Origin of the sequence: Methylibium petroleiphilum PM1 (genome assembly GCF_000015725.1) — a bacterium.
GTDB lineage: Bacteria > Pseudomonadota > Gammaproteobacteria > Burkholderiales > Burkholderiaceae_C > Methylibium > Methylibium petroleiphilum.
In genome coordinates this window covers 3192807-3216986 of sequence record NC_008825.1, presented here as the reverse complement: position 1 = coordinate 3216986, position 24180 = coordinate 3192807, and the positions used below count along the sequence as shown (strand labels likewise).

Genomic DNA, 24180 nt, shown 5'->3' with positions numbered 1-24180 from the left:
CGTCGCGCCAGCGTCCGGCCGACAGGTCGGAGCCGGCTGCCTACAGTGCCTCCAGGTCGCAGCACATGCGCGGTGGCCTCGCAGAACCGAATCCAACCGGCACCCAAGCACACCGAGGAGAAGCCCATGAACACCGCCCGTTCCACTTTGGCCGTGATGGCCCTGAGCACCCTGTTCGCGCTGGCCGCCTGCCAGCCCGCCGAAGGTCCGGCCGAGCGCGCCGGCAAGCAGATCGACAACGCCGCCGAGAAGGTGGGCGATCAGGTCGAGAAGGCCGGCGACAAGATCAAGGACGCCACCAAGGAAGCGAAGAAGGGACTGAGCAACTGAGGCCGCGCCCGGGCGGCGGGCCGGGGTCGGCTCGCCGCTGCTGACGATCCGCTCTAGACTCGGTGCATGTCCGCACCGTTTTCCGTCGAGGTGCCCACCGCGCTCGAGCATTTCGCCGCGTTGGTGGCCGACGACGCCAGCCTCTCGCTCACCGAGGCTGCCATCTCGATCGCCCAGGACGAGCACCCGTTGCTCGACAGCCAGTCGGTGCTGGCGGAACTCGACGTGCTGGCCGATCGGCTCAAGCGCCGGATTCCGGCCGATGCGCCACCGGTCCAGAAGCTGCGTTTCCTCAACCGCTATTTCTTCCAGGAGCTGGGTTTCGCCGGCAACCTGAACGACTACTACGCCAGCGGCAACAGCTATGTGCACGAGGTGCTGCGCACCCGCTGCGGCATCCCCATCTCGCTCGCGATCATCTATCTCGAGTTCGCCGGACAGGTGGGGCTTACCGCGCGCGGGGTGTCCTTCCCCGGCCACTTCCTGGTCAAGGTGAGGATGCCGCAGGGCGAGGTGATCCTCGATCCCTTCTCCGGCCAGTCGCTGTCGCGCGACGAACTCGACGAGCGCCTGGTGCCCTACAAGCGGCGCCAGGGCCTGCAGGGCGAGTTCGACATGCCGCTGGGCCTGTTCCTGCAGGCGGCGTCGCCGCGCGAGGTGCTCGCGCGGCTGCTGCGCAACCTGAAGGAGATCCACCGCGCGGCCGAGGACTGGCCCCGCCTGCTGGCGGTGCAGCAGCGGCTGGTGCTGCTGCTGCCGCGCGAATGGGACGAGCGGCGCGATCGTGGCCTGACCCAGGCCGAACTGGGCGTCTGGGAGGCCGCTGCCGACGACCTGGACGCGTATGTGGCGCACAGCCCGCAGGCCGAGGACCGGCGCGCGATCGCCGAGCGCGCAGCCGAGTTGCGGGCGCAGGGCCGGCCGCGCCTGCACTGATCCGCCGCCGAGCGATCCCGGCGCGCCGTGGCCGGCATGGGCCGGCGCGAAACACCTCCGGGTCCGGCTCGGCCGGGGCGCCCCATAAAATCCGACTTTCACCGGAGCGGCCCGCCAGGCAGGGGCCGCCCACTCGCCGACGCCGGCTGCGCGTCGCCCGCCTCGTCGCCCGTTCACGACCTCACCCATGACCCTGACCGCCGCCCAAAAGCAGAGCCTGGCCTGGCTCGTCATCGGAGCTGCGCTGGCGCTCGCGCTGTGGTTGCTGGGGCCGGTGCTCACGCCTTTCGTCATTGCCGCGGTGCTGGGCTATGCGCTCAACCCGCTGGTCGACGGGCTGACGCGCCGACGCGTGCCGCGGCCGCTGGCCGCCCTGCTGGTGGAGGTGCTGGCCCTGCTGGTGCTGCTGGCGGTGCTGTTGCTGATCGTGCCCATCTTCGTGAAGGAGCTGCCGGTGCTGCGCGACCAGATCCCGGAGCTGCTGACGCGGCTGGATCGCTGGTTGCAGCCGACGCTGGCGCGCTTCGGCGTCGACGTGTCGCTCGACGTGGCCAGCATCAAGGCCTTCATCCTCGGCCACGTGGGCGACAACACCGAGAGCTGGATCGCCACCGCGCTGGATTCCCTGCGCATCGGCGGCAGCTTCATGCTGGGCCTGCTGGGCGGCGCGGTGCTGCTGCCGCTGGTGCTGTACTACGTGCTGGTCGATTGGCCGCAGATCGTGGCCCGCGTGCAGGCGCTGGTGCCGCCGCGCCGTCGCCCCGGCTTCGACAGTTTCATGGGCGACTGCGACCGCATGCTCGGGCAGTACCTGCGGGGCCAGCTGCTGGTGATGGGCATCCTGGCGGCCTTCTACAGCATCGGCCTGGCGCTGTTCGGCTTCGACCTGGCCCTGCCGGTGGGCGTGTTCACCGGCGTCGCGGTGTTCATCCCCTACGTGGGCTTCGGGCTCGGCCTGGCGCTGGCGCTGCTGGTCGGCCTGCTGCAGTTCGGCGGGCTGTACGGCATCGTCGCGGTGGCGGTCGTCTACGGCCTGGGCCAGGTGGTCGAGAGCTTCTACCTCACGCCGCGGCTGGTCGGCGAGCGCATCGGCCTGCACCCGATCACCGTCATCTTCGCGCTGTTGGCCTTCGGCCAGCTGTTCGGCTTCATCGGCGTGCTGGTGGCGCTGCCGGTCAGCGCGGTCGGCGTGGTGGCCTTCCAGCGCCTGAAGGCGCTCTACCTCAGCAGTCCGCTGTACCAGGGGTGATGCCGTCCGCATGAAGCAACTGCCCTTGCAGCTCGGGCCCGGCCCGGCGCAGAGCTTCGAGAACTTCGCGGTGGGCGCCAATGCGGCGGCCGTCGGCGCCGTGCGCGCGGCATCGGCCTCGCCGACCCCGCTCTACCTGTGGGGGCCGGCCGGTGCCGGCAAGTCCCACCTGCTGCGTGCGCTGGCCCGCGAGGCGGCGGTGCAGGGCCGGCGCGTCGGTGCCTTCGGTCCGTCGCTCGAGACGCCCTGGACCTGGGGCGAAGGCGTCGACCTGGTGCTGCTCGACGGCTGCGACGACTTCGACGCTGCCCGGCAGCACGCCGCCTTCGCGCTGTTCGTCGAGGCCGCGACGCACCGTGTGCCGGTGGTCGCGGCCGGGCGCCTGCCGCCGGTCGACCTGCCGGTGCGCGAGGACCTGCGCACGCGCCTGGGCTGGGGGCCGGTGTTCCAGCTGCTGCCGCTCGCCGAGGCGGAGATGCGCGTCACGCTGCAGCGCGAGGCAGGCCGCCGCGGCATCGCGCTGTCGGACGACGTGACGGGCTATCTACTGACCCGTTTCGCGCGTGATCTCGGCTCGCTGATGGCGCTGCTGGACGCGCTGGACGAATTTGCGCTCAGCGAGCAGCGCGCGGTCACCGTGCCCCTGCTCAAGCGCATGCTGGCCGAGCAGACCACGAAGGAAGGTGCATGAATCTCTGCCTGTTCGATCTCGACCACACGCTGCTGCCGCTGGATTCCGACCATGCCTGGGGCGAGTTCGTCGTGGCGCTGGGCTGGGCCGACGGTCCCGAGCAACGGCGCGCCAACGACGCCTTCTATGCGCAGTACCAGGACGGCACGCTCGACATCGCGGCCTACGTCGAGTTCGCCACCCGCGCATGGCGGGAGCGCCCGGCGGCCGAGCAGGCCGCCGCCCATGAGCGCTTCATGCGCGAGCTGATCCGCCCGGCGATCCGGCCCGAGGCGCTGGCACTGGTGCGCGAGCACCAGCGGCGCGGGGAGCTGACGGCCATCGTCACCGCGACCAACGAGTTCGTCACCCGGCCGATCGCGGCCGCCTTCGGCGTCGAGACGCTGATTGCGGTCGAACTCGAGCGCGACGCGGCCGGCGCCGTCACCGGCCGCATCCACGGCACGCCGTCGTTCCGCGAGGGCAAGACGGTGCGTGTGCAGCAGTGGCTGCACGGCATGGGCCGGCGTGTGCAAGACTCCGAGCGCGTCACCGTCTACAGCGACTCGACCAACGACCTGCCGCTGCTCGAGCTCGCGACCCACCCGGTCGCGACCAACCCCTCGCCGGCGCTCGAGGCGATCGCCCGTGAACGCGGGTGGCCCCTACTGAAACTGTTCCCATGATCAAGAGACTCATCAACAAGCTGCTCGGCAAGGGCGACGACGGCACGCCGGCGGCACGCCCCGGCAAGGGCCAGGCCAAGGCCGGCAAGCGCGTCGAGGTGCCGCAGGCCGAGCACGGCATCGATCCGGCGCTGGTCGACGACCGCGCGCTGAAGGTCGTGGCCACGCTGCACGAGGCCGGCTACGAGGCCTACATCGTCGGCGGCGCGGTGCGCGACATGATGCTGGGCCTGCGGCCCAAGGACTTCGACGTCGCCACCAACGCGACGCCCGAGCAGGTCAAGGGCCTGTTCCGCCGCGCCTTCATCATCGGGCGGCGCTTCCGCATCGTGCACGTGGTCTACGGCCGCGGGCGCGAGCACGAGGTCATCGAGGTGTCGACCTTCCGCGCCTACCTCGACGCGGCCGCGGCCGAGCAGGTGGCCGGCAACGAGAAGACCTCCAAGGCCGAGCTGTCCGGCAAGAGCCACGTGGTGGACGCCAGCGGCCGCGTGCTGCGCGACAACGTCTGGGGCCCCCAGCACGAAGACGCCGCGCGGCGCGACTTCACCGTCAACGCGCTCTACTACGACCCGCAGACGCAGATCGTCGTCGACTACCACGGCGGCATCGCCGACGCGAAGAAGCGCCTGCTGCGCATGATCGGCGACCCGGTCACGCGCTACCGCGAGGACCCGGTGCGCATCATCCGGGTGGTGCGCTTCGCCGCCAAGCTGGGCTTCGAGATCGAGCCCAAGACGCGCGCGCCGATGCGCGACTGCGCGGCCCTGCTCGAGGCGGTGCCGATCTCGCGGCTGTTCGACGAGATGATCAAGCTGCTGCAGACCGGCCATGCGCTGGCCTCGATTGCCCAGTTGCGCAAGCAGGGACTGCTGGGCGCAGGCCCCGACGCGCCGGGCATCTTCCCGCTGCTCGACGCGGTGCTGGCCGATGCCGGGCGCAACCCGGCGCGCGCCGCCTTCATCGACGCCGCGCTGGCCGACACCGACCGCCGGGTCGGCGAGGACAAGCCGGTCGCGCCGAGCTTTCTGCTCGCCTGCCTGCTGTGGCACGAGGTGCTGGTAGGCTGGGAGCGCGCCAAGGCCCAGGGCGAGCCGCCGTTCCCGGCGCTGCAGCTGGCGATCGACGGCGTGTTCGACATGCGCATCGGCGACATCTCGGGCCGCGGCAAGCTCGGCACCGACATGCGCGAGATCTGGATGATGCAGCCGCGCTTCGAGCGCCGCAGCGGCAGCACGCCGCTGAGCCTGGTGGAGCAGCCGCGCTTTCGCGCCGGCTTCGACTTCCTGCGCCTGCGCGCCGACACCGGCGAGGTGGAGCCCGAACTGGCCGAGTGGTGGGAAGACTTCTCGCTCGGCGACGACGAGGAGCGCCGCGCCCTGCTCGATCTGGCGCGCGAGCAAGACCAGGGCCGTCGTGCGGCTGGCGGTGGCATGGGCCGCAGCGGTGGACATCACACCGGCGGTGGCGGCGAATCCGCTCTGGCCAGCGCCGTCGACGCACCGGCGAAGAAGCGCCGGCGCCGGCGTCGCAAGCCGGCCGGCGGTGCGACCGGCGCCGGCGAGGTGCCGGTGGGCGCGTCGGCAGGCGACGGAGACGCCTGAACATGACGGTGCTGCGGCGGGCCTACGTTGGTCTCGGCGCCAACCTGGGCGATGCGCGGCTCACGCTGCAGGTCGCGCTCGACGCCCTGGCAGCGCTGCCGGACACGCGGTTGGTGGCAGTCTCTTCCCTGTACCGCAGCGCGCCGATCGATTCCAGCGGCCCCGACTATCTCAACGCCGTCGCGGCGCTGGACACCGCGCTCGAGCCCCACGCGCTGCTGTCCGCGCTGCAGGCCATCGAGCAGGTGAACGGCCGCGAGCGCCCCTATCGCAACGCGCCGCGCACGCTCGACCTCGACCTGCTGCTGCACGGCGATACCCGCCTCGACACGCCGACGCTGACGCTGCCGCATCCGCGCCTCCACCAGCGCGCCTTCGTGTTGCTCCCGCTGGCCGAGATCGCGCCGGCGCTGGCGCTGCCCGGCCGCGGCGCCGTGGCGGACTGGCTGCCGGGTGTCGCCGACCAGACCGTCGAGCGTTGCCCCTCCGACTGAAAGCCGCGCATGAACCTGTCCTTGCCCATCCCGCTGCAGACCATCCTGCTGCTCACCGCGTCCAACGTCTTCATGACCTTCGCGTGGTACGGCCACCTGAAGAACCTGGCCGACCGGCCCTGGTACGTGGCGGCCCTGTTGAGCTGGGGCATCGCCCTGTTCGAGTACATGCTCATGGTGCCGGCCAACCGCATCGGCGTGCAGCAGTTCAGCGTCGGTCAGCTGAAGATCATCCAGGAGGTGGTGACGCTGAGCGTGTTCGTGCCGTTCGCGGTGTTCTACCTGCGCGAGCCGCTGAAGCTCGACTACCTGTGGGCTGGCCTGTGCCTGGTGGCGGCGGTGTACTTCATGTTCCGGTCGTCATGAGCGCTGCGGCCGGGATGCGCTTCGCGCACGTGGTGGTGGAAGGGCCGATCGGCGTGGGCAAGACCACGCTCGCCCGCACGCTGGCGGCCCATTGGGGCGCGAGGCTGGTGCTGGAGCAGCCGGCCGAGAACCCCTACCTCGCGCGCTTCTACGAGCACATGGGGACGCCGCAGGGCCGCGGTCGCGGCAACCCGTTGGCGCTGCAGACCCAGCTCAGCTTCCTGTTCCAGCGCGTCGAGCAGATGAAGGAACTGGGGCAGGGCGGCATGTTCGACCACGGCGTGGTGAGCGACTTCCTGTTCGCCAAGGACGCGATCTTCGCGATGCTCACGCTGGGCGACGAGGACCTCGCGCTCTACCGCCAGATCTACAAGCGTCACAGCGCGCAGGCGCCCCAGCCCGACCTGGTCATCTGGCTGCAGGCGGAGCCCGACGTGCTGATGGCGCGCATCCGCCGCCGTGGCATCGAGATGGAGCGCCACATCACCGAGGACTACCTCGGCTCGCTGTGTCGCGGCTACGTGCGCTACTTCGCCAACCACCGGGGCGCACCGGTGCTGGCGATCAACACCGAGGTCTTCCACCCCAGCGAGAACCCGGCCGACTTCCGGCGGCTGCTCGATCGCATCGATGGCTTCAAGGGCCCGTTCGAGCTCTTCGACCCGCCGGATCCGCCCGGTCGAGGTGCCGATGGACAGATCGGCGACACCGTCGCCGGGGGGCTGATCGAGCTGTGACAGTAATGTGACAATCCGCCTCGCGCGGCGCCGGCCCTCGGCGCCGCACCTGCATCTGGAGCGTCCATGCTGTTCGGCAAGCTGCTGCCGCGTGAAGGCAATTTCTTCGAGCTGTTCAACCAGCACGGCGAGCACATCGTCGAGGGCGCGCGAGCGTTCATCGGCATGATCGAGCACTACGGCGACGCCGTCGAGCGCGAGCGCTACGCCGAGGCCGTGATCTCCGCCGAGAAGAAGGCCGACAAGGTGACCGCCGAGGTCAACCGCCTGCTGCACAAGACCTTCATCACGCCGCTCGACCGCGAGCAGATCCACGGCCTGATCAACGCGATGGACGACGTGCTCGACCTGCTGCAGGACACGACCGAGACGATGAGCCTCTACGACGTGCGCCGCATGACCGAGGAGACGCTGCGCCTGGGTCAGCTCAGCGCCCGCTGCTGTGAGCGGGTGCGCGACGTGGTGGCCCTGCTGCCCCGCATCAGCGAGCCGAGCGCGGTAGAGGCGGCGATGAAGACCTGCGAGGAGATCGACCACCTCGAGAGCGATGCCGACCGCGTGATGCGCTCGGCCATGAGCAAGCTGTTCCGCGAGGAGCCCGACGTGCGCGAGCTGATCAAGCTCAAGGCGATCTACGAGATGCTCGAGTCGATCACCGACCGCTGCGAGGACGTGGCCAATCTGATCGAGGGCATCGTCCTCGAGAATTCCTGAGACCGTTCGTGGAGGCGGTCCAAATCAGCTTCTGGGTCGTGGCATTGCTGGTGCTGCTGGCGATCGCGTTCGACTTCATGAACGGCTTCCACGACGCGGCGAACTCGATCGCCACCGTCGTGTCGACCGGCGTGCTCAAGCCGCAGCAGGCGGTGGTGTTCGCGGCCTTCTTCAACTTCGTCGCGATCTTCGTGTTCCACCTGTCGGTGGCGGCGACCGTCGGCAAGGGCATCGTGCAGCCCGGCATCGTCGATCCGAACGTCGTGTTCGGCGCGCTGGTCGGCGCGATCGCCTGGAACCTGATCACCTGGTACTACGGCATCCCGTCGTCGAGCTCGCACGCGCTGATCGGCGGCATCGTCGGTGCCGTGATCGCGAAGGCCGGGCCCGACGCTCTGGTGCTGGCCGGCGTGATGAAGACGGTCGCCTTCATCCTCGTCTCGCCGCTGCTCGGTTTCGTGCTTGGCTCGGGCCTGATGGTACTGGTGGCCTGGATGTTTCGCGGCAAGACACCGCTGCGCATCGATCGCTGGTTCCGCCGCGCCCAGCTGGTGTCGGCCGGCATGTACAGCCTGGGCCACGGCGGTAACGACGCGCAGAAGACCATCGGCATCATCTGGATGCTGCTGATCGCCTCGGGCTACGCGGCGGCCGGCGACACGTCACCGCCGTGGTGGGCGATCTGGTCCTGCTACATCGCGATCGCGCTCGGCACTATGTTCGGCGGCTGGCGCATCGTCAAGACCATGGGGCAGAAGATCACCAAGCTCAAGCCGGTGGGCGGCTTCTGCGCGGAGACCGGTGGGGCGATCACGCTGTTCCTCGCCACCGGCATGGGCATCCCGGTGTCGACCACGCACACCATCACCGGCGCGATTGTCGGCGTGGGCTCGACGCACCGCCTGTCGGCGGTGCGCTGGGGCGTCGCAGGCCGCATCGTCTGGGCCTGGATCTTCACGATCCCGGCCTCGGCGCTGATCGCAGCAGTGTTCTACGGGCTGAGCCTGCTGGTGTTCTGATACGGATTGCGTTGTTCGTCGGCGCGGCGGCCAAGGCCATCGGGCGGCCGACTGCGCTCATGTCCCCCGGCCAGGCTGCGCCTGGCCTCCTCCTCTACTTCGCTTCGTCGGCCACCCGACGTCCTTGGCAGACACAACGGCGAGTTGCAACGGTCGAACACCCATGACGGTCGTGGATCAGGCCGGTGGGGCGCTTTGCGGAGCGAAGTAGAGGAGGAGGCGACGGCCGAAGGCCGGCGGCGGGGGACATGAGCGCAGCAGAGCGCCCCGCCGGCCTGATGGCGCGCCCGACGCTGCCCATCTTGTACGTTTGAAGGCAACCGCGTGCAAGCCGGTGCCTCAGGCGCTCACTTCTTCTCGGCCAGCGACTTCAGGTTCGCCAGGCCGGCCTGGTAGACGCCGGTCACCGCCTTGACGGCGGCTTCGTCGTTCTGGTCCGGCGGCGGGTCGTTGTTCGGGAAGCCGCGGTAGAAGGCGCCGCGCCATTCGACGGTGCTCTTGGTGCCGTCACCGCTGACGGTGATCGTCGAGGTGTAGTTGGTGACCGGCAGCGCGCCGCCGTCCTTGGCGCGGTAGCTGTAGCTCTTGCCCTCCGCGTTATAGCGCTCGAGCGACTCGACGAGGCTGCCGCCGCCCTTGATCTTGATGGTGCGCACCGAGCCTTCGGTGTTGCCCTTGTCGGCCGGGCTCTCGGCCACGGCGGGATGCCACTTGGCGAGCGCGTCGAAGTCCTTGATCTGTGCCCACACCGCGTCGGCCGGCGCGTCGATCGTGATCTTCTCGACCACCTTCTGGCGCGTCGGGCCGTGGGCCAGCGCCACGCCGGACGCCAGTGTCAGTGCCGCGAGGGCGAGCCACCGTGAAAACATCGAAAGTCTCCTGTCTGTTGGGGGAACACAAGGCGCAGGGCGAGAGCCGTGCGTCGATTCAGGGTGCGACCGGTGCACCGACGAAGGCGCCAAAGCCGCGCGGGTTGCTGCCGGTGTTCACGCGGCGCAAGAGCTGTCCGGTGGCCGCGTCGAGCACCGAAACATTCTCGTCCATCCAGTTCACCACCAGCACGTGGTCGCCCGAGGAGGCTACGCCTTCCGGGTAGCCGAAGCCCGTCAGGGTCTGTACCAGCGTGAGTGTGTCGGGATCGACCACCGACACGGTGTCGTCGCGCTGATTGGTGACGTACAGTCGCCGGCCGCCCTGGGCCAGCGCGGCGCCGTAGGGCGCCTTGCCCACCTTCACGCGGCCGATCACGCGCGGCGCTGCCACATCGCGCACGTCGATGGCCGTCAGGTCGTCGCTGTAGACGTTCAGCGCGTAGAGCCGCTGGCGCGGGCCGTCGAGCAGCAGCGCGAACGGATGTTCGCCGACCGGCACGCGCGCCCGCACCGAAGCGCTGGCCACGTCGACCAGCGCCACGAGGTTGTCGTCGCGCTCGGCCACATAGACGGTCGCGCCGTCGGCCGCCACCGCCACGCCGGCCGGCGCGCGGCCCAGCGGCACCCGCAGGGTTTCCTGGTGCGTAGCGGTGTCGAAGCCCAGCAGATGCCGGCCGAACCAGTCGGCCACATAGACGCGCCGGCCGTCGGCCGAGGCGTCGATGCCGACCGCGCCCTGGCCGGCCGGCAGCGTGTCGATCACACGCTGCGTGCGCATGTCGATCACCGACACGGCGTTGCTGTCCGGCGCGGTGACGAACACCTTGCCGACCCGCCCGACCGCCACCACGCCGGCCGGCGAGCGGGCCACCGGGATGGTCGCCGTCACGCGGTCGTTCGCCAGATCGATCACCGACACGCTGTGATCGCCCTGGTTGGTGATGTAGGCATAGGGTGCGGCGGGGGAGGCCGACGACAGCATCAGCAGCGCCAGCAGCGCAGTCATGCGGCGCGTGGGGAAGACCACAGGCAGGGAAAGGAACGGCATGCCGGAACGATAACAACGCTCGCCGCCGTCGCCCCTGCCAAAGTTCTGCCGCGCCGAAGGGCTGTCGGCGGCGCTGCGGTCATCGAAACGTCATGCGCCGGACGCCGGCGCGTCATCGGCCGGCGTGACCATGGCGGTCCATGCGATGGGCGTCTCTTTCCTTCCGAACCGTGGACACGCAAGCGGCGGCTCCGTCGGGCACCGCACACTTCGCGCCCCTCGCGCCCCTCGCGTCGCCGCTGTCGCCGTCGGACGACGAGGGGGAAGGGCGTTTGCGGGTCCGCAGCGTCTGGATCTCCGACGTGCACCTGGGCACGCCGGGCTGCCAGGCCGCCGCACTGCTCGACTTCCTGAAGGCCGTCGACAGCCGCCACCTCTACCTCGTCGGCGACATCATCGACGGCTGGCAGCTGCGGCGCAGCTGGTACTGGCCGCAGGCGCACAACGACGTGGTGCAGAAGCTGCTGCGCAAGGCGCGCAAGGGCACCCGCGTGGTGTTCGTGCCTGGCAACCACGACGAGTTCGCGCGCAAGTACCTCGGCCACAGCTTCGGCGGCATCGAGGTGGTGGACGACTGCGTGCACGCCACCGTCGATGGCCGGCAGCTGTGGATCACCCACGGCGACCACTTCGATGGCGTGATCCAGTGCGCCAAGTGGCTGGCCTACGTGGGCGACTCGGCCTACGAGTTCACGCTTCGGCTGAACCGGCACTTCAACTCGCTGCGGGCCCGGCTCGGGCTGCCGTACTGGAGCCTGTCGAAATACCTGAAGCTCAAGGTCAAGCGCGCGGTCAGCTTCATCGGCGACTTCGAGCAGGCGGTCGCGCGCGAGGCGCGCCGGCGCGGCGTCCAGGGGGTGGTCTGCGGCCACATCCACCACGCGGAGCTGCGCGACATCGACGGCATCCTCTACGCCAACGACGGCGACTGGGTCGAGAGCCTCACCGCGCTGGTCGAACACCTCGACGGCCGGCTGGAGATCCTGGACTGGAGCGACCGCGCCGCATGGGGTGCACAGGCTGCCGGTGACGCCGCGACGGCGTCGCAGGGTGTCGGCGCGGCCGCCGGCCGCGGAGTCGCTGCATGAAGCTGCTGCTGGTCACCGACGCCTGGCATCCGCAGGTGAACGGCGTCGTCACGACGCTGGTCGAGCTGGTGGACGGCCTGCGCCAGCGGGGGCACGAGGTCGAGGTGATCGACCCCTCGGGCTTCCGCCGCTTCGCCTGCCCCGGCTACCGCGAGATCGAGCTGGCGTGGCGCCCCGGCGCCGAGGTGGCGCGCCGCATCGACGCGGCCGGCGCCGATGCGATCCACATCGCCACCGAAGGGCCGCTCGGCGGCGCGGCGCGCCGGCACTGCCTGCGGCGCGGCCTCGCCTTCACCACGGCCTTCCACACCCGCTTCCCCGACATCCTGGCCAAGGCGCTGCGGGTGCCCTCGAGCTGGAGCTATGCCTGGTTCCGCCGCTTCCACGACGCCTCCAGTGGCGTGATGGTGCCCTCCGAGGGCATGCGGCAGGAGCTCGAGGCGCGCGGCTTCCGCCACCTGCGGTCGTGGTCGCACGGCGTCGACCTGCGCCTCTTCACGCCGGTGGCGGGCAGCGAGTTCGACCTGCCGCGGCCGATCTTCCTGTATGTCGGGCGGGTGTCGTACGAGAAGAACCTCGAGGCCTTCCTGCGGCTCGACCTGCCCGGCAGCAAGCTCGTCTACGGCGTCGGTCCCGTCGAGGCGACCCTGCGGCGCCAGTACCCACAGGTGCACTGGCGCGGCGTCGTGCCGCGCCGCGCGCTGCCGGCGATCTACAGCGCGGCCGACGTGTTCGTGTTTCCGAGTCGCTCCGAGACCTTCGGTCTGGTGATGCTGGAGGCCATGGCCTGCGGCACGCCGGTGGCGGCCTACCCGGTCGCGGGCCCGCTCGACGTGGTCGGCGACTCGCGAGGCGGCGTGCTGCACGAGGACCTGTGCACCGCCGCGCTGCGCGCGCTGGAGCTGCCGCGTGCGGGCGCGCGGGCGCGTGCCCAGCAGTTCGACTGGTCCTCAGTGTGCGACCAGTTCATCGACCTGCTGGTGCCGTCAGAACTGCAGCAGCAACCCGGCCTGGATCACCAGCGGGTCGAGTTTCGCGTCGGCCTTGACGGGGGCGCCACCGAGCGCCGGCAGGCTGCCGCTGGCGGTGGTCTTGAGGAAGAGCTTCTTCACGTCGACGAACAGGCCCAGCGTCGGTGAGAGCTTGTAGTCCGCGCCGGCCTGCAGCACCGAGCCCCAGGCGTTGTCGACCGTGAGGCCGGCGACCGCACCGTCCTTCTCGTCCATCACGAGGTAGTACACCGCGCCCGCGCCGAGATAGGGCTGCAGCCTGCCGCCGGCGTTGAACTGGTACTGCCCAGTCAGCGCCAGCGGCCCGTACTTCATCTCTCCCAACCGCCCGAAGGCCGCGGCGCTGCCGGTGCCGTCGATGTCGGTGGTGGGCGGGATGCCGACGGTCAGGCCGGCCGACCATTCGGGCGTGAAGCGGTAGCCGATCTCGGCCAGCAGCGTCGTGTCGTTCGACAGCTTGGCGCCGGCGCCGGGGACCGGCGCGCCGCCGATGCTGAGGGTGATCTGTTCGTGGAAGGCGATGCGGCCGGGGCCGACGCGCAGTCGCCAGTCTTCGCCGGCCGCGAGGGTGGCCGTCGTGACGCTGCCGAGCAGGCCGGACACGACAAGGGCACGGCCGATGCGGCCTTGGGTCTCGAGTTTCAACGGACGCTCCGATCTTGTTGTTGCAGTTCCCGTGGCGAATCAGGGCGGGTGACAGCACGCCCGCGGCTCCCGCCGCTGCCCCGGCGTGGCCGGAACCGGGCAGATCATAGGGGAAGCCATCGGTGCGGCCGAAGGCTGCCCCGGCTGGCTGTCACGGTGCTTGCGGAGCGCTGCGGTGGGCCGCGCATCGCGCTCTGCCGCCGCAGTCGAAGTGCGCTGAACGGTTGTTCCACCCGCCGATCACTGTGTGACAGGTGGAACGGAAATGTGTCATGGGCCGTGGGAACACATGCTTGCGCCCCCCCTTGGTGTTATCCCTTGTTTCCTGGGTTCGGGCTGCTCATTCGCCCCTTCGTCTGCGCCATTGCGGCGCAGACGGGCCTCTTCGGCGCGGATTGAGCAACTGGCATAGCGATTGCGCGCTAACACCTGCGGTTTTGGCCGCGACATGTCGAAACTGATCCAAGACCTTCCCATAACGAGGAGACACCATGACGAAAAAGACGATGGCTCACACCCTTGTCAAACGCTCGCTCATCGCAGGAGCCGTGCTGGCGACGGCCGGCGTGGCCAGTGCCCAAAGCAATGTGACGATCTACGGTCGCATCGACACGGGCGTCGAGTACCAGGACAAGGTCGCGACCGGCACCGGTGACAGCTCGCGCACGTCCCTGGCCAATGGCGGCATCCTGCCGAGCATCTGGGGCTTCCGTGGCAATGAAGACCTCGGCGGTGGCCTGAAGGCCGTGTTCAACCTCGAAGGCGACTTCGACGGCAGCACGGGCGGCACGCGCTTCGGCGGCGGCCTGCAGCTCTTCGGTCGTCAGGCCAACGTCGGCCTGTCCGGCGACTGGGGCACCGTGCTGCTGGGTCGCCAGTACAGCCCGGCGATCCTGGCCGACCTGGGCACCGACCCGCGCGGCTTCAAGGAATCGTTCTCGTCCCTGCTGCCCTACGCCCTGACGCAGAACCCGGCCGGCAACGGCGTGACCGGGAACAACTTCCTCGGGATCTTCACTGGCAACATGATCTCGTACACCAACGCCTTCGGCCCGGTCACGCTGCGTGCCGGCTATGGCCTGGGCGAAGTGGCGGGCGGCGGCTCCGAGGGCAGCACCGTGGCCTTGGGCCTCACGTACGCTGGTCCTGTGACCGTGTCGGGCTCCTACCAGCAGATCAAGGGCATCGCGGCGGGCGACGCGGAAAGCAAGCGCTTCTCCCTCGGCCTCGCGGTTCCGTTCGGCGCGCTGACCGGCAAGGTGTACTACGCGAAGGCCGAGACCGACGATGCGACGGGCGCCAAGAGCTCCGACTCCGATTACTTCGGCGTCGGCGTGGACTGGGCGTGGAATCCGCAGAACACGATGACCGTGGCGTTCTATCACGGCGAAGACGACGTGTTCACCGGCAAGTCCAAGGACCTCGTGATCAGCAACGACTACGCCCTGTCGAAGCGCACGACCCTGTACGCGCAGTTCGTGTACTCGGATGTCGACACCGGCGCGAACCCCGCCCTGTCGATCGCCGCGGACCGTGGCCCGATCCCCGGCGAGAAGACCAAGATCCTGGGCGTCGGCATCAAGCACGACTTCTGATCGACCGTGTGAGCACCCCGACGCGTCGGGGTTCTGTCGAGGGGCTGCATCCGCAGCCCCTTTTTTGTTGGTCGCGCGCCGGCTCGTCCGCCGCAGGACACGGGACTGTCACGAATCTGCCTCATGTCTTTCATAGACTCTGGAAATGAGCGCCCTCCCGAAGTCCCCCGTCGAGCCGTTGATCCCGCCGCCCCCCCCGCTGCTCAACCGTGAGCAGGCCATCCTGGAATTCAACCGCCGCGTGCTGGCCCAGGCCCTGCGCGAGGACGTGCCGCTGCTGGAGCGGCTGCGCTATGTGTGCATCGTCTCGTCCAACATGGACGAATTCTTCGAAGTGCGTTTCGCCGACTACCTGGAGGCGTCCAGGCTCCCCGGTTCGGGCATCACCTCGCGCGAGATGGCGGAGGTGGCCGCCGCGGCCCATGCGCTGATCGATGCGCAGTACGCCGCCTTCAACGAGGTGGTGATGCCGGCCCTGCAGCGCGAGGGCATCGTGGTGCTCAACCATGCCGAGCGCGACGCCGCGCAGCGCCAGTGGGTCGACGGCTTCTTCCAGCGCCAGGTGCGGCCGCTGCTGGTCCCGGTCGGCCTGGACCCGGCCCACCCCTTCCCGCAGGTGGCGAACAAGTCGCTCAACTTCATCGTCAAGCTCGGCGGGCGCGATGCCTTCGGGCGCGACAACTCGATCGCCATCGTGAAGGTGCCGCGCGTGCTGCCGCGCGTGATCCGCCTGCCCGAGCCGCTGGCGCCGGGGCGGCAGGCCTTCGTGATGCTGTCCAGCGTGATCCGCGCCCACCTCGAGGAGCTGTTTCCCGGCCGCACCGTCGAGGCTTTCTCGCAGTTCCGCGTGACGCGCGATTCCGACCTCGACGTCGACGACGACGTGACCAACCTGCGCCAGGCGCTGCGCTCGTCGCTGTCGACGCGTCACTTCGGTCAGGCGATCCGGCTCGAGGTGGTGGCCACCTGTCCGGAGGAGTTGAGCGAGTTCCTGCTTCAGCAGTTCGGCCTGCCCGATGCGGCGCTGTACCACGTGAACGGGCCGGTGAACCTGGTGCGGCTGAACCAGCTGATCGACCAGGCCGAAGCCGACGCGCTGCGCTTCCCTCCCTACGAATGGGCCTGGCCGAGAGGGCTGCCGCACGGCGAGGGGACCCAGGGCTCGATGTTCGAGCGCCTGCGCCAGGGCGACGTGCTGATGCACCACCCATTCGAAAGCTTCGAGCCGGTGGTGCAGCTGCTGCGCGAGGCGGTGCACGACCCCGACGTGCTGGCGATCAAGCAGACCATCTACCGTACCGGTGCGCAGTCGGTCCTGATGGACCTGCTGCTCGAGGCGGCGCGGCGCGGCAAGGAGGTGATGGCGGTCGTGGAGCTGAAGGCACGCTTCGACGAGGAGGCCAACATCAACTGGGCCGAGCGCCTGGAGGCGGTCGGTGCGCAGGTGGTGTACGGCATCGTCGGCCTGAAGACGCACGCCAAGCTGCTGCTGATCACACGCCGCGAAGCGGGTGCTCGCGGCCCGCTGCTGCGGCGCTACGGCCATCTGTCGACCGGCAACTACAACCCCAGGACGGCGCGCCTCTACACCGACATCGGCTGCCTGACGGCCGACGGCGGTCTGACTGCCGACATCGATCTGGTTTTCCAGCAGCTCGCGAGCCTGACGCGCGGCAAGGCGCCGAAGCAGCTGCTGCTCGCGCCGAGCAGCCTGCACCGTCAGATGCTGCGATTCATCCAGCGCTGCACCGAGGCGGCGCGCAGCGGCCAGGCCGCGCGCATCGTCGTGAAGATCAACTCGCTGACCGACGAGCCGCTGATGCTGGCGCTGGCCGAGGCCTCGCAGGCCGGCGTCGAGATCGATCTCGTCGTGCGCGGGGCCTGCATGCTGCCGCCGGGCCTGCCGGGGTTCACCGAGCGTGTGCGCGTGCGTTCGGTGGTGGGGCGCTTCCTTGAGCACACCCGCATCCTGTACTTCCGCTGGGGGCCGACCGACGACGACGAAGTGCTCTACCTGTCGAGCGCCGACTGGATGACGCGCAACATGATGCGCCGCATCGAGGTGGCCTGGCCGGTGCGCGATGCGCGCGACCGGCAGCGCGTGATCGACGAGTGCCTGCTGCCCTACCTGCACGATCGTCGCGATGCCTGGCGCCAGCTCGCCGACGGTCGCTACGAGCGCATCGGCGCCGACGGCCCCAGCGCCCAGCAGGCGCTGATGACGCGCTACCACCCGGCCTGAGCGGGCCTCCGGACGCGGCATGGACCTGATCCTCTGGCGTCACGCCGAAGCGCACCTGCTGCGCGAGGGGCAGGCCGATACCCAGCGGGCGCTCACCGCCAAGGGCGAACGGCAGGCGCAGCGCATGGCCGAGTGGCTGAACCAGCGCCTGGCCGAATCGACGCGCGTGCTCGTCAGCCCGGCCTTGCGGGCTCAGCAGACGGCGCGCGCGCTCGACCGCAGCTTCAGGACCGTGGCGGCGCTCGCCCCCGAGGGCACGCCCGACGACCTGCTGGCCGCTGCACGCTGGCCGGACTCGAACGAGCCGGTGCTGGTGATCGGCCACCAGCCCACGCTGGGCTTCGTGGCGGCGCGGCTGCTGGCCGAAGCCGAGCGCTACTGGTCGATCCGCAAGGGCGCCGTCTGGTGGCTGCGGCACCGAGAGCGCGAAGGCGTGGTGCAGGTCGTGCTGCAGGCGGTGCAGGGGCCCGACCTGCTCTGAGCAGGCGCAGCGGCTCTCACCGCGGCGGCGCTCAGCCGTCCGTGCGGACCGCCAACTTCAGGCGGCCAGCCCGTTCCCAGGCCCGTACCTCCTCGCCCAGCAAGTGCATCGTGCGGGGATGGCCGTCGGCCCAGGCGCGGTCGATGCGGAGCAGCGCGCCGTCGTCGGTGCGCCGCAACGCCACCACCCGCTCCGGCACGTCGTTGCGCGCATGGCACAACAGCGCCGCGAGGCGGAGGCTGAGCACCGGCCACAGCGTGGCCTCCTGGTCCAGCGTGGAGTCGAGCTTGCGCAGGCTGCCGCGGTGGCCGAGCACCAGCTCCGCCACGCGCCGCTGCTGGCTCTGCGAGAAGCCCGGCGCGTCCACGTGCGCCAACAGGTAGGCGCTGTGGCGGTGGTGGTCGTGGTGCGACACCGACATGCCGATCTCGTGCAGCGCGGCGGCCCAGGCCAGCTCGCGCGCGGCCTCGGTGTGCCCGTTGCGCGGCGTCGAGGTGCTCCGGTACAGCGAACCGGCCAGGCGCTGCACGCGCGCGGCCTGGGAAAGGTCGCTGCCGAAGCGGCGCTGCAGTTCGTGCACCGAGGTGTCGCGCATGTCCTGCCGGTGCGCGTGGCGGGCCGGGGCCTGCGCCGCCTCCAGGCGCTCGGCCAGGTCGAACAGCACGCCCTGGCGCAGGGCGCCGCGTGCAGGCTGCAGCGCGTCGATGCCGAACTGCAGTGCCAGCGTGTAGAGGATCGACAGGCCGCCGCCCAGCACCGCGCGGCGTTCGGGCTTGAGTCCTGGCAGGTCCAGCGCGTCCTGGTGACCGGCGGCAAGGCAGGTCTCGATGCACCAGCGCAGGCCCACCGGGGTGATGACGCCGTCGCTGATGCCGTTGGCCGCCAGCAGCTGTGACACCGCACCCACCGTGCCCGAGGAGCCCAGCGCCTCGATCCACTGTCCCGGTGCGAAGGGCTGCAGCGCCTCCTCGAGCTCGGCGCCGGCCGCCACCTGCGCGGCGCGGAAGGCGTCAGCGGTGAAGCGGCCGTCGGGGAAGTAGCGCATCGACAGGCTCACGCTGCCGACCTGGAAGCTCTCGGCCTGGCGCGGCGTGCGGCCCTGGCCGAGGATCATCTCGGTGGAGCGGCCGCCGATGTCGATCACGATGCGCGGCCGCTCGCTCGGCTGCAGTCGCGCCACGCCGGCGAAGATGAGGCGGGCTTCCTCGCGGCCCGAGATGACCTCGATCGGGTGGCCGAGCACGGTGCGCGCTCGCGCCAGGAAGGCGTCGCGGTTCCGGGCCTCGCGCAGCGTCTGGGTCGCCACGGCGCGCACCTGGGCCGGCGCGAAGCCGCGCAGCCGCAGCGCGAAGCGCGCCAGGCAGGCCAGGCCGCGCAGCTGCGCCTCCTCGTTCAGGCGGCCGTCGGCGTCGAGCCCGCCGCCGAGCCGCACGGTCTCCTTCAGGTAGTCGATGCGCTTGTAGCGGCCCCGGGTCAGCTGGCCGATCTCGAGGCGGAAGCTGTTGGAGCCGATGTCGATGGCGGCCAGCGGGGCGGCTTCGGGGAACTCGGGCAGGGCGTTCGTCGGCATGGTCGGGATTGTCCCTGCAATCGGTGACGCTGCCCCCACTGCGGCAGGGCCGACAGCCTCTTCCTAGAATCCGCCGCATCCCGACACTGGAGCGAACGATGCTGAAGCAGGATCTCGACAGCCTGACCCCGACCCGTGAGTTCAGCCGACGCGATTTCGTCGCCACTTCGCTGGGTTCGGGTTTCGCCGCCGCGGTGCTGCCGGTCTCGGCGCAGACCGTCACCACCGACACGGCCGGATTGACGGCCGGACCGGTGAGCATCCCGGTCGGTGGTTTCGCGCTGCCGGCCTACCGCGCCGCGCCGGCCGGCAAGAGCGACCTGCCCATCGTTCTGGTGATCAGCGAGATCTTCGGCGTGCACGAGCACATCGCCGACGTCGCGCGGCGCTTCGCGAAGCAAGGCTACCTCGCGATCGCGCCCGAGATGTTCGTGCGCCAGGGCGATGCCAAGGCCTACAGCGACATCCCGAAGCTGATCGCCGAGGTGGTGTCGAAGAAGGGCGACGCCGAGACGATGCAGGACCTCGACGCCACCGTCGCGTGGGCGGCCGCGAATGGCGGCAACCGCGCCAGGCTCGGCGTCACCGGCTTCTGCTGGGGCGGGCGCATCACCTGGCTCTACACCGCGCACAACCCGCAGGTGAAGGCCGGCGTGGCCTGGTACGGCCGCCTGGTCGGCGAGGCCACGCCGCTCGCGCCGAAGCACCCGGTCGACGTCGCCGGCAGCCTGAACGGCCCGGTGCTCGGCCTCTATGGCGAGAAGGACGGCGGCATCCCGCTTGACACCGTTGATAAGATGAAATCGGCGCTGGCGGCCGGGAACGCCGCGGCGAAGCAGTCGATGTTCGTCGTCTACCCCGACGCGCCGCACGCCTTCCATGCCGACTACCGACCGAGCTACCGCAAGGAGGCGGCCGACGATGGCTGGAAGCGCTGCCTGGTCTGGTTCAGGGCGAACGGCGTGGCCTGATCCGGCCGCCGGCCCCCAGAGCGAGCCGCGCCTTCGGGCGCGGCTTTGTTTTGCCCGACGACGCACACTGCGGTCCGAGCAGCGAGCGAGAGTGAGAGAAGAAAGAAGAACATGTCGATGACCCTGTTGTGGATCGTGCTGGCCACCTTCGCCGGTGGCGTGCTGTCGGTCGTGATCGCGGCCGGCCTGACGGTCTCGGTGCTGTCGCTGATCGTGCGCCACCTGGTCAGCCTGTCGGCCGGTGTGCTGCTCGGCACCGCGCTGCTCAAGCTGCTGCCCGAGGCCTTCGAGACCGGCGGCTCGCCGCAGGCGCTGTTCGCCACGCTGCTCGGCGGCCTGCTGTTCTTCTTCCTGCTCGAGAAGGTCGAGCTCTACCGCCACAGCCACCACCACGAGGGCGACGGCCACCACCACCACCACCACTTCGACGCCGAGCAGGCCGGCCGCGGCGGCTGGAGCGTGCTGCTCGGCGACAGCATCCACAACTTCTGCGACGGCGTGCTGATCGCCACCGCCTTCCTCGCCGACCCGCACCTGGGCGTGGCCACCGCGGTGGCGGTGATCGCCCACGAGATCCCGCAGGAGGTGGGCGACTACATGGTGCTGCTCAACGCCGGCTTCTCGCGTGCCCGTGCGCTGGTCTACAACGCGATCTCCGGGCTTGCGGCAGTGGTCGGCGGTGTGCTGGGCTACTTCGTGATCCAGCCCTTCGATCCCTGGGTGCCCTACCTGCTGGTCATTGCCTCCAGCAGCTTCATCTACGTGGCGGTGGCCGACCTGATCCCGCAGCTGCAGCGCCGGCTGGCGTGGCGCGAGACGCTGACCCAGCTCGCCTGGCTGGCCGCCGGCCTGGGCGCGATGGCGCTCATGTCCACGCTGACGGAAGAGCACCATCACGCCAGCGGCGAAGCGCACCACGAGCACGCCCACGAAGCGGCGGCCGCGCCGTCCCCGGCCGGATCGGCCGACCCGGCACGCTGAGCCGGTTCAGCCGGAGTTGCGCAGCCCGGCCGCCACGCCGTTGATCGACATGTGGATGCCGCGCTGCACGCGCTCGTGCAGCTCGCCGCGACCCTGCTGGGCGCGGTAGCGGCGCATCAGCTCGACCTGCAGGTGGTTCAGCGGGTCGATGTAGGGCAGGCGGTGCTCGATCGAGCGCGCCAGCGCGGCGTTGCCGGCCAGCCGGCGCGGCTCGCCGGTGATGGCGGCCAGCACGGCATCGGTGCGCTGCCATTCGGCCTGGACGGCCGCGAAGATCTTCTTCGCGGCCCGCTTGTCCGGCACCAGCTCCACGTAGCGCGTCGCGATCGCCAGGTCGCTCTTGGCCAGCACCATGTCGATGTTCGACAGCAGCGTGCCGAAGAAGGGCCACTGCGCGTGCATGCGCTGCAGCAGCGCGAGGCGCTCCTTGCGCTGCTTGGGCGCATCCCCCAGGAAGCCCTCGACGGCCGAGCCGAAGCCGTACCAGCCCGGCAGCGCCACGCGGCACTGGCCCCAACTGAAGCCCCAGGGGATGGCGCGCAGGTCTTCGATGGCGCGCGTGGCCTTGCGCGAGGCCGGCCGCGAGCCGATGTTGAGCTCGGCGATCTCGCGGATCGGCGTGGCGGCGAAGAAGTAGTCGGCGAAGCCCGGGGTTTCGTAGACCAGCTTGCGGTAGGCCGCCATGCTGAGCTGCGACAGCGTGTCGGCGGTGTCGAGGAACAGCTTCGGCGCGTGGCGCTTCGGCGGCAGCAGCGTGGCCTCCAGCGTCGCCGCTACCAGCGTTTCGAGATTGCGCCGGCCGATCTCGGGGTTGGCGTACTTCGATGCGATCACCTCGCCCTGCTCGGTGAGGCGGATCTGGCCGTTCACGGTACCCGGAGGCTGCGCCAGGATGGCCTGGTAGCTCGGGCCGCCGCCGCGGCCCACGGTGCCGCCACGGCCGTGGAACAGGCGCAGCGTGAGGCCGTGCTCGCGCTTGAGCGGCTCGAACAGCTCGACCAGCGCGGTTTCGGCGCGGTAGAGCTCCCAGTTGCTGGTGAAGAAGCCGCCGTCCTTGTTGCTGTCGGAGTAGCCGAGCATCACGTCCTGCTCGCAGTACTGGTCGGCGCCGCTGCGCAGCACCAGCGGCAGCACGCCCGGCAGCGCGTAGAACTCGCGCATGATGGGCGCGGCCTGGCGCAGGTCGGTGATGGTCTCGAACAGCGGCACGACGATCAGGTCGCAGCGTGCGTCGGTGTCGAGCGTGCCCTGCAGCAGGCCGGCTTCCTTCTGCAGCACCAGCACTTCCAGCAGGTCGCTCACCGTCTCGGTGTGGGAGATGATGCAGTGGCGGATCGCGGCGTGGCCATAGAGGGCCCGGCCCTCGCGCGCGGCCTCGAAGATCGCCAGCTCGCCGCGCGTGCGCTCGCTGTAGACGGCGCCGCGCACCTGCAGGCTGCGCGCGTCGTTCAGCAGGCCCAGCAGCAACGCGACCTTGGCCTCCTCGGGCATCGCCGCGTAGTCGGCCTCGATGCGGGCGCCGGCCATCAGCTCTGCGAGCACCGCCTCGTGCTGGTCGGAGCTCTGGCGAAGGTCGACGGTGGCGAGGTGGAAGCCGAACACCTGCACGGCGCGGATCAGCGGCTTGAGGCGCGCCGCCGCGAGCGCCGCGCCGTGGTGCGAGGCCAGCGAGGCCTCGACGGTGCGCAGGTCGGCCAGCAGCTCCTCGGCGGTCGCATAGGGCGTGGACGGCGCGACCGCGTGGCGCAGCGCCTCGGTGCCGGTCAGCGCCGTCAATGTGCCGGCGAGGCGTGCGTACACGCCGATCAGCGCGCGGCGGTAGGGCTCGTCGAGCCGGTGCGCGTTGTGGTCGCCGGAGCGGTCGGCCAGCGCCTGCAGCTCGGGCGTGACCTGCACCAGCAGCGCCGAGATCGACAGCTCGGCGCCGAGTTCGTGCACCTCGGTCAGGTAGAAGCGCAGCACCGTCTCGCTGTGGCGCGCCAGCGCGAGTCGCAGCGTCTCGGCGGTGACGTTGGGGTTGCCGTCGCGGTCGCCGCCGATCCAGTTGCCCATGCGGAAGAACGGCGCGACCTCGAAGCCGGGCAGCAGCGCCTCGAGCTCGGCATAGAGCCTGGGGATCTGGCGCAGGAAGGTGCTCTGGTAGTACGACAGCGCGTTGTCGATCTCGTTGGCGACGCTGAGCTTGGAGGTGCGCAGCAGCCGCGTCTGCCACAACTGCGTCACGCGGGCGCGCAGCATCGCCTCGTTGGCGGCGCGCTCACGCTGCGTCGGCAGCGTGTCGCGCGCGCCGATCAGCTCGGCCACCGCGCGCTCGGCGTCGAGCACGCTCTTGCGCTGCACTTCGGTCGGGTGGGCGGTGAGCACCGGCGACAGATAGGCGTGGCCCAGCAGCTCGGCGATCTCGGTGGCGCGCACGCCGCGCTTGGCGAGCCGCTCGAAGCTCATCGCCAGCGAGCCCTCCTGCACGTGGCCGAGCTGCTCGTGGTGCTCGCGACGCCGCACGTGGTGGCGGTCCTCGGCCAGGTTGGCGAGGTGGGAGAAGTAGCTGAAGGCGCGCACCACCGACACCGCCTGCTCGACCGACAGGTTCTTCAACAGCCGGTCGAGTGCGCGGCCGGCCTGGGTGTCGCGCTTGAGCCGGTAGGCCACGGCGAGCTGGCGGATGCGCTCGATCAGCTCGAAGGCCAGTGCGCCTTCCTGCTCGCGGATCACGTCGCCCAGGATGCGGCCGAGCAGGCGGATGTCCTCGATCAGCGGGCGGTTCTTGTCGGCGCCGCGGTCGGCGCTGCGGGGGGTCTTGGCGGTGGCCATGGGCGGAAGGAGGGTCGAGTGGAAGGGGCTGGCCCGAAGGCGCAAGGATGCTAGCAGCGCT

At 70.2% G+C, this 24180-nt stretch carries 22 protein-coding genes and 1 pseudogene; 18 read left to right on the top strand and 5 right to left on the bottom strand.

Features of this window, described 5'->3' with window-relative positions:
• The first annotated feature begins 126 nt into the window (after positions 1-126).
• The 11 genes from MPE_RS15260 (at position 127) to MPE_RS15210 (ending at position 8805) form a co-directional block, all read left to right on the top strand.
• On the top strand, positions 127-330 hold the full coding sequence (locus MPE_RS15260) for a hypothetical protein (RefSeq protein WP_041929717.1): 204 nt from the start codon (positions 127-129) through the stop codon (positions 328-330).
• A gap of 66 nt (positions 331-396) precedes the next feature.
• Positions 397-1266, top strand: coding sequence for a SirB1 family protein (locus tag MPE_RS15255; RefSeq protein ID WP_011830600.1), 870 nt, complete (start codon positions 397-399; stop codon positions 1264-1266).
• A gap of 187 nt (positions 1267-1453) precedes the next feature.
• Positions 1454-2515 (top strand): AI-2E family transporter, encoded by a 1062-nt coding sequence (locus MPE_RS15250; protein WP_011830599.1) that lies wholly within the window; start codon positions 1454-1456, stop codon positions 2513-2515.
• 10 nt (positions 2516-2525) lie between these two features.
• The gene (gene hda, locus MPE_RS15245) at positions 2526-3206 is read left to right on the top strand and encodes a DnaA regulatory inactivator Hda (protein ID WP_011830598.1); all 681 of its coding nucleotides are present in this window, start codon (positions 2526-2528) and stop codon (positions 3204-3206) included.
• On the top strand, positions 3203-3871 hold the full coding sequence (locus tag MPE_RS15240) for an HAD family hydrolase (RefSeq protein WP_011830597.1): 669 nt from the start codon (positions 3203-3205) through the stop codon (positions 3869-3871). The genes hda and MPE_RS15240 overlap by 4 nt, the downstream gene beginning before the upstream one ends.
• Complete coding sequence (gene pcnB, locus MPE_RS15235; protein ID WP_011830596.1) at positions 3868-5475, top strand: polynucleotide adenylyltransferase PcnB; 1608 nt, start codon at positions 3868-3870, stop codon at positions 5473-5475. Before MPE_RS15240 ends, pcnB begins: the two co-directional genes overlap by 4 nt.
• 2 nt (positions 5476-5477) lie before the next feature.
• Positions 5478-5969 carry a 2-amino-4-hydroxy-6-hydroxymethyldihydropteridine diphosphokinase gene (gene folK, locus MPE_RS15230; protein ID WP_011830595.1) on the top strand — a complete coding sequence of 164 codons (492 nt, stop codon included), beginning with the start codon at positions 5478-5480 and terminating at the stop codon, positions 5967-5969.
• A 9-nt stretch (positions 5970-5978) separates the two neighbouring features.
• Positions 5979-6335, top strand: coding sequence for a DMT family protein (locus tag MPE_RS15225; RefSeq protein ID WP_011830594.1), 357 nt, complete (start codon positions 5979-5981; stop codon positions 6333-6335).
• Positions 6332-7072 (top strand): deoxynucleoside kinase, encoded by a 741-nt coding sequence (locus tag MPE_RS15220; RefSeq protein WP_011830593.1) that lies wholly within the window; start codon positions 6332-6334, stop codon positions 7070-7072. Before MPE_RS15225 ends, MPE_RS15220 begins: the two co-directional genes overlap by 4 nt.
• Positions 7073-7138: 66 nt before the next feature.
• On the top strand, positions 7139-7786 hold the full coding sequence (locus MPE_RS15215; protein ID WP_011830592.1) for a DUF47 domain-containing protein: 648 nt from the start codon (positions 7139-7141) through the stop codon (positions 7784-7786).
• 8 nt (positions 7787-7794) lie between these two features.
• Complete coding sequence (locus MPE_RS15210) at positions 7795-8805, top strand: inorganic phosphate transporter (RefSeq protein WP_011830591.1); 1011 nt, start codon at positions 7795-7797, stop codon at positions 8803-8805.
• Positions 8806-9152: 347 nt separating this feature from the next.
• On the opposite strand, the gene MPE_RS15205 is transcribed toward MPE_RS15210, so the two are convergent.
• Both MPE_RS15205 and MPE_RS15200 read right to left on the bottom strand, forming a co-directional pair.
• Positions 9153-9674, bottom strand: coding sequence for an SRPBCC family protein (locus MPE_RS15205; protein WP_011830590.1), 522 nt, complete (start codon positions 9672-9674; stop codon positions 9153-9155).
• 58 nt (positions 9675-9732) lie between these two features.
• Complete coding sequence (locus MPE_RS15200) at positions 9733-10725, bottom strand: YncE family protein (protein WP_011830589.1); 993 nt, start codon at positions 10723-10725, stop codon at positions 9733-9735.
• A 140-nt stretch (positions 10726-10865) separates the two neighbouring features.
• Between MPE_RS15200 and MPE_RS15195 the strand changes: the two genes are divergently transcribed.
• Together MPE_RS15195 and MPE_RS15190 are read left to right on the top strand one after the other, a co-directional pair.
• Entirely contained in the window at positions 10866-11813 is a 948-nt protein-coding gene (locus MPE_RS15195; protein ID WP_011830588.1) for a UDP-2,3-diacylglucosamine diphosphatase, read from the top strand.
• Positions 11810-12952 carry a glycosyltransferase family 4 protein gene (locus MPE_RS15190; protein ID WP_011830587.1) on the top strand — a complete coding sequence of 381 codons (1143 nt, stop codon included), beginning with the start codon at positions 11810-11812 and terminating at the stop codon, positions 12950-12952. The genes MPE_RS15195 and MPE_RS15190 overlap by 4 nt, the downstream gene beginning before the upstream one ends.
• Here MPE_RS15190 and MPE_RS15185 read toward each other — a convergent pair.
• Positions 12863-13426 (bottom strand): annotated as a pseudogene (locus MPE_RS15185) (OmpW/AlkL family protein); the annotation flags it as partial. The gene MPE_RS15190 and the pseudogene MPE_RS15185 overlap by 90 nt on opposite strands.
• Before the next feature lie 548 nt (positions 13427-13974).
• Between MPE_RS15185 and MPE_RS15180 the strand changes: the two are divergent.
• The 3 genes from MPE_RS15180 (at position 13975) to MPE_RS15170 (ending at position 17786) form a co-directional block, all read left to right on the top strand.
• The gene (locus MPE_RS15180; RefSeq protein WP_041930215.1) at positions 13975-15063 is read left to right on the top strand and encodes a porin; all 1089 of its coding nucleotides are present in this window, start codon (positions 13975-13977) and stop codon (positions 15061-15063) included.
• Between the two features lie 145 nt (positions 15064-15208).
• Positions 15209-17305, top strand: coding sequence for a polyphosphate kinase 1 (ppk1, locus tag MPE_RS15175; RefSeq protein WP_011830584.1), 2097 nt, complete (start codon positions 15209-15211; stop codon positions 17303-17305).
• Positions 17306-17324: 19 nt separating this feature from the next.
• Complete coding sequence (locus MPE_RS15170) at positions 17325-17786, top strand: SixA phosphatase family protein (protein WP_011830583.1); 462 nt, start codon at positions 17325-17327, stop codon at positions 17784-17786.
• 31 nt (positions 17787-17817) lie between these two features.
• Here the strand turns inward: MPE_RS15170 and MPE_RS15165 are convergent, their stop codons facing one another.
• Positions 17818-19356, bottom strand: a complete 1539-nt coding sequence (locus MPE_RS15165; RefSeq protein WP_011830582.1) for a Ppx/GppA phosphatase family protein — start codon at positions 19354-19356, stop codon at positions 17818-17820.
• A gap of 98 nt (positions 19357-19454) precedes the next feature.
• On the opposite strand from MPE_RS15165, the gene MPE_RS15160 reads away from it, so the two are divergent.
• Entirely contained in the window at positions 19455-20327 is an 873-nt protein-coding gene (locus MPE_RS15160; protein WP_011830581.1) for a dienelactone hydrolase family protein, read from the top strand.
• A gap of 117 nt (positions 20328-20444) precedes the next feature.
• Complete coding sequence (locus MPE_RS15155) at positions 20445-21308, top strand: ZIP family metal transporter (protein WP_049820910.1); 864 nt, start codon at positions 20445-20447, stop codon at positions 21306-21308.
• Positions 21309-21314: 6 nt separating this feature from the next.
• Here MPE_RS15155 and ppc read toward each other — a convergent pair whose 3' ends face one another.
• Positions 21315-24119: a phosphoenolpyruvate carboxylase gene (gene ppc, locus MPE_RS15150; RefSeq protein WP_011830579.1), complete on the bottom strand. Its 2805-nt coding sequence runs from the start codon at positions 24117-24119 to the stop codon at positions 21315-21317.
• Positions 24120-24180: the final 61 nt, after the last annotated feature.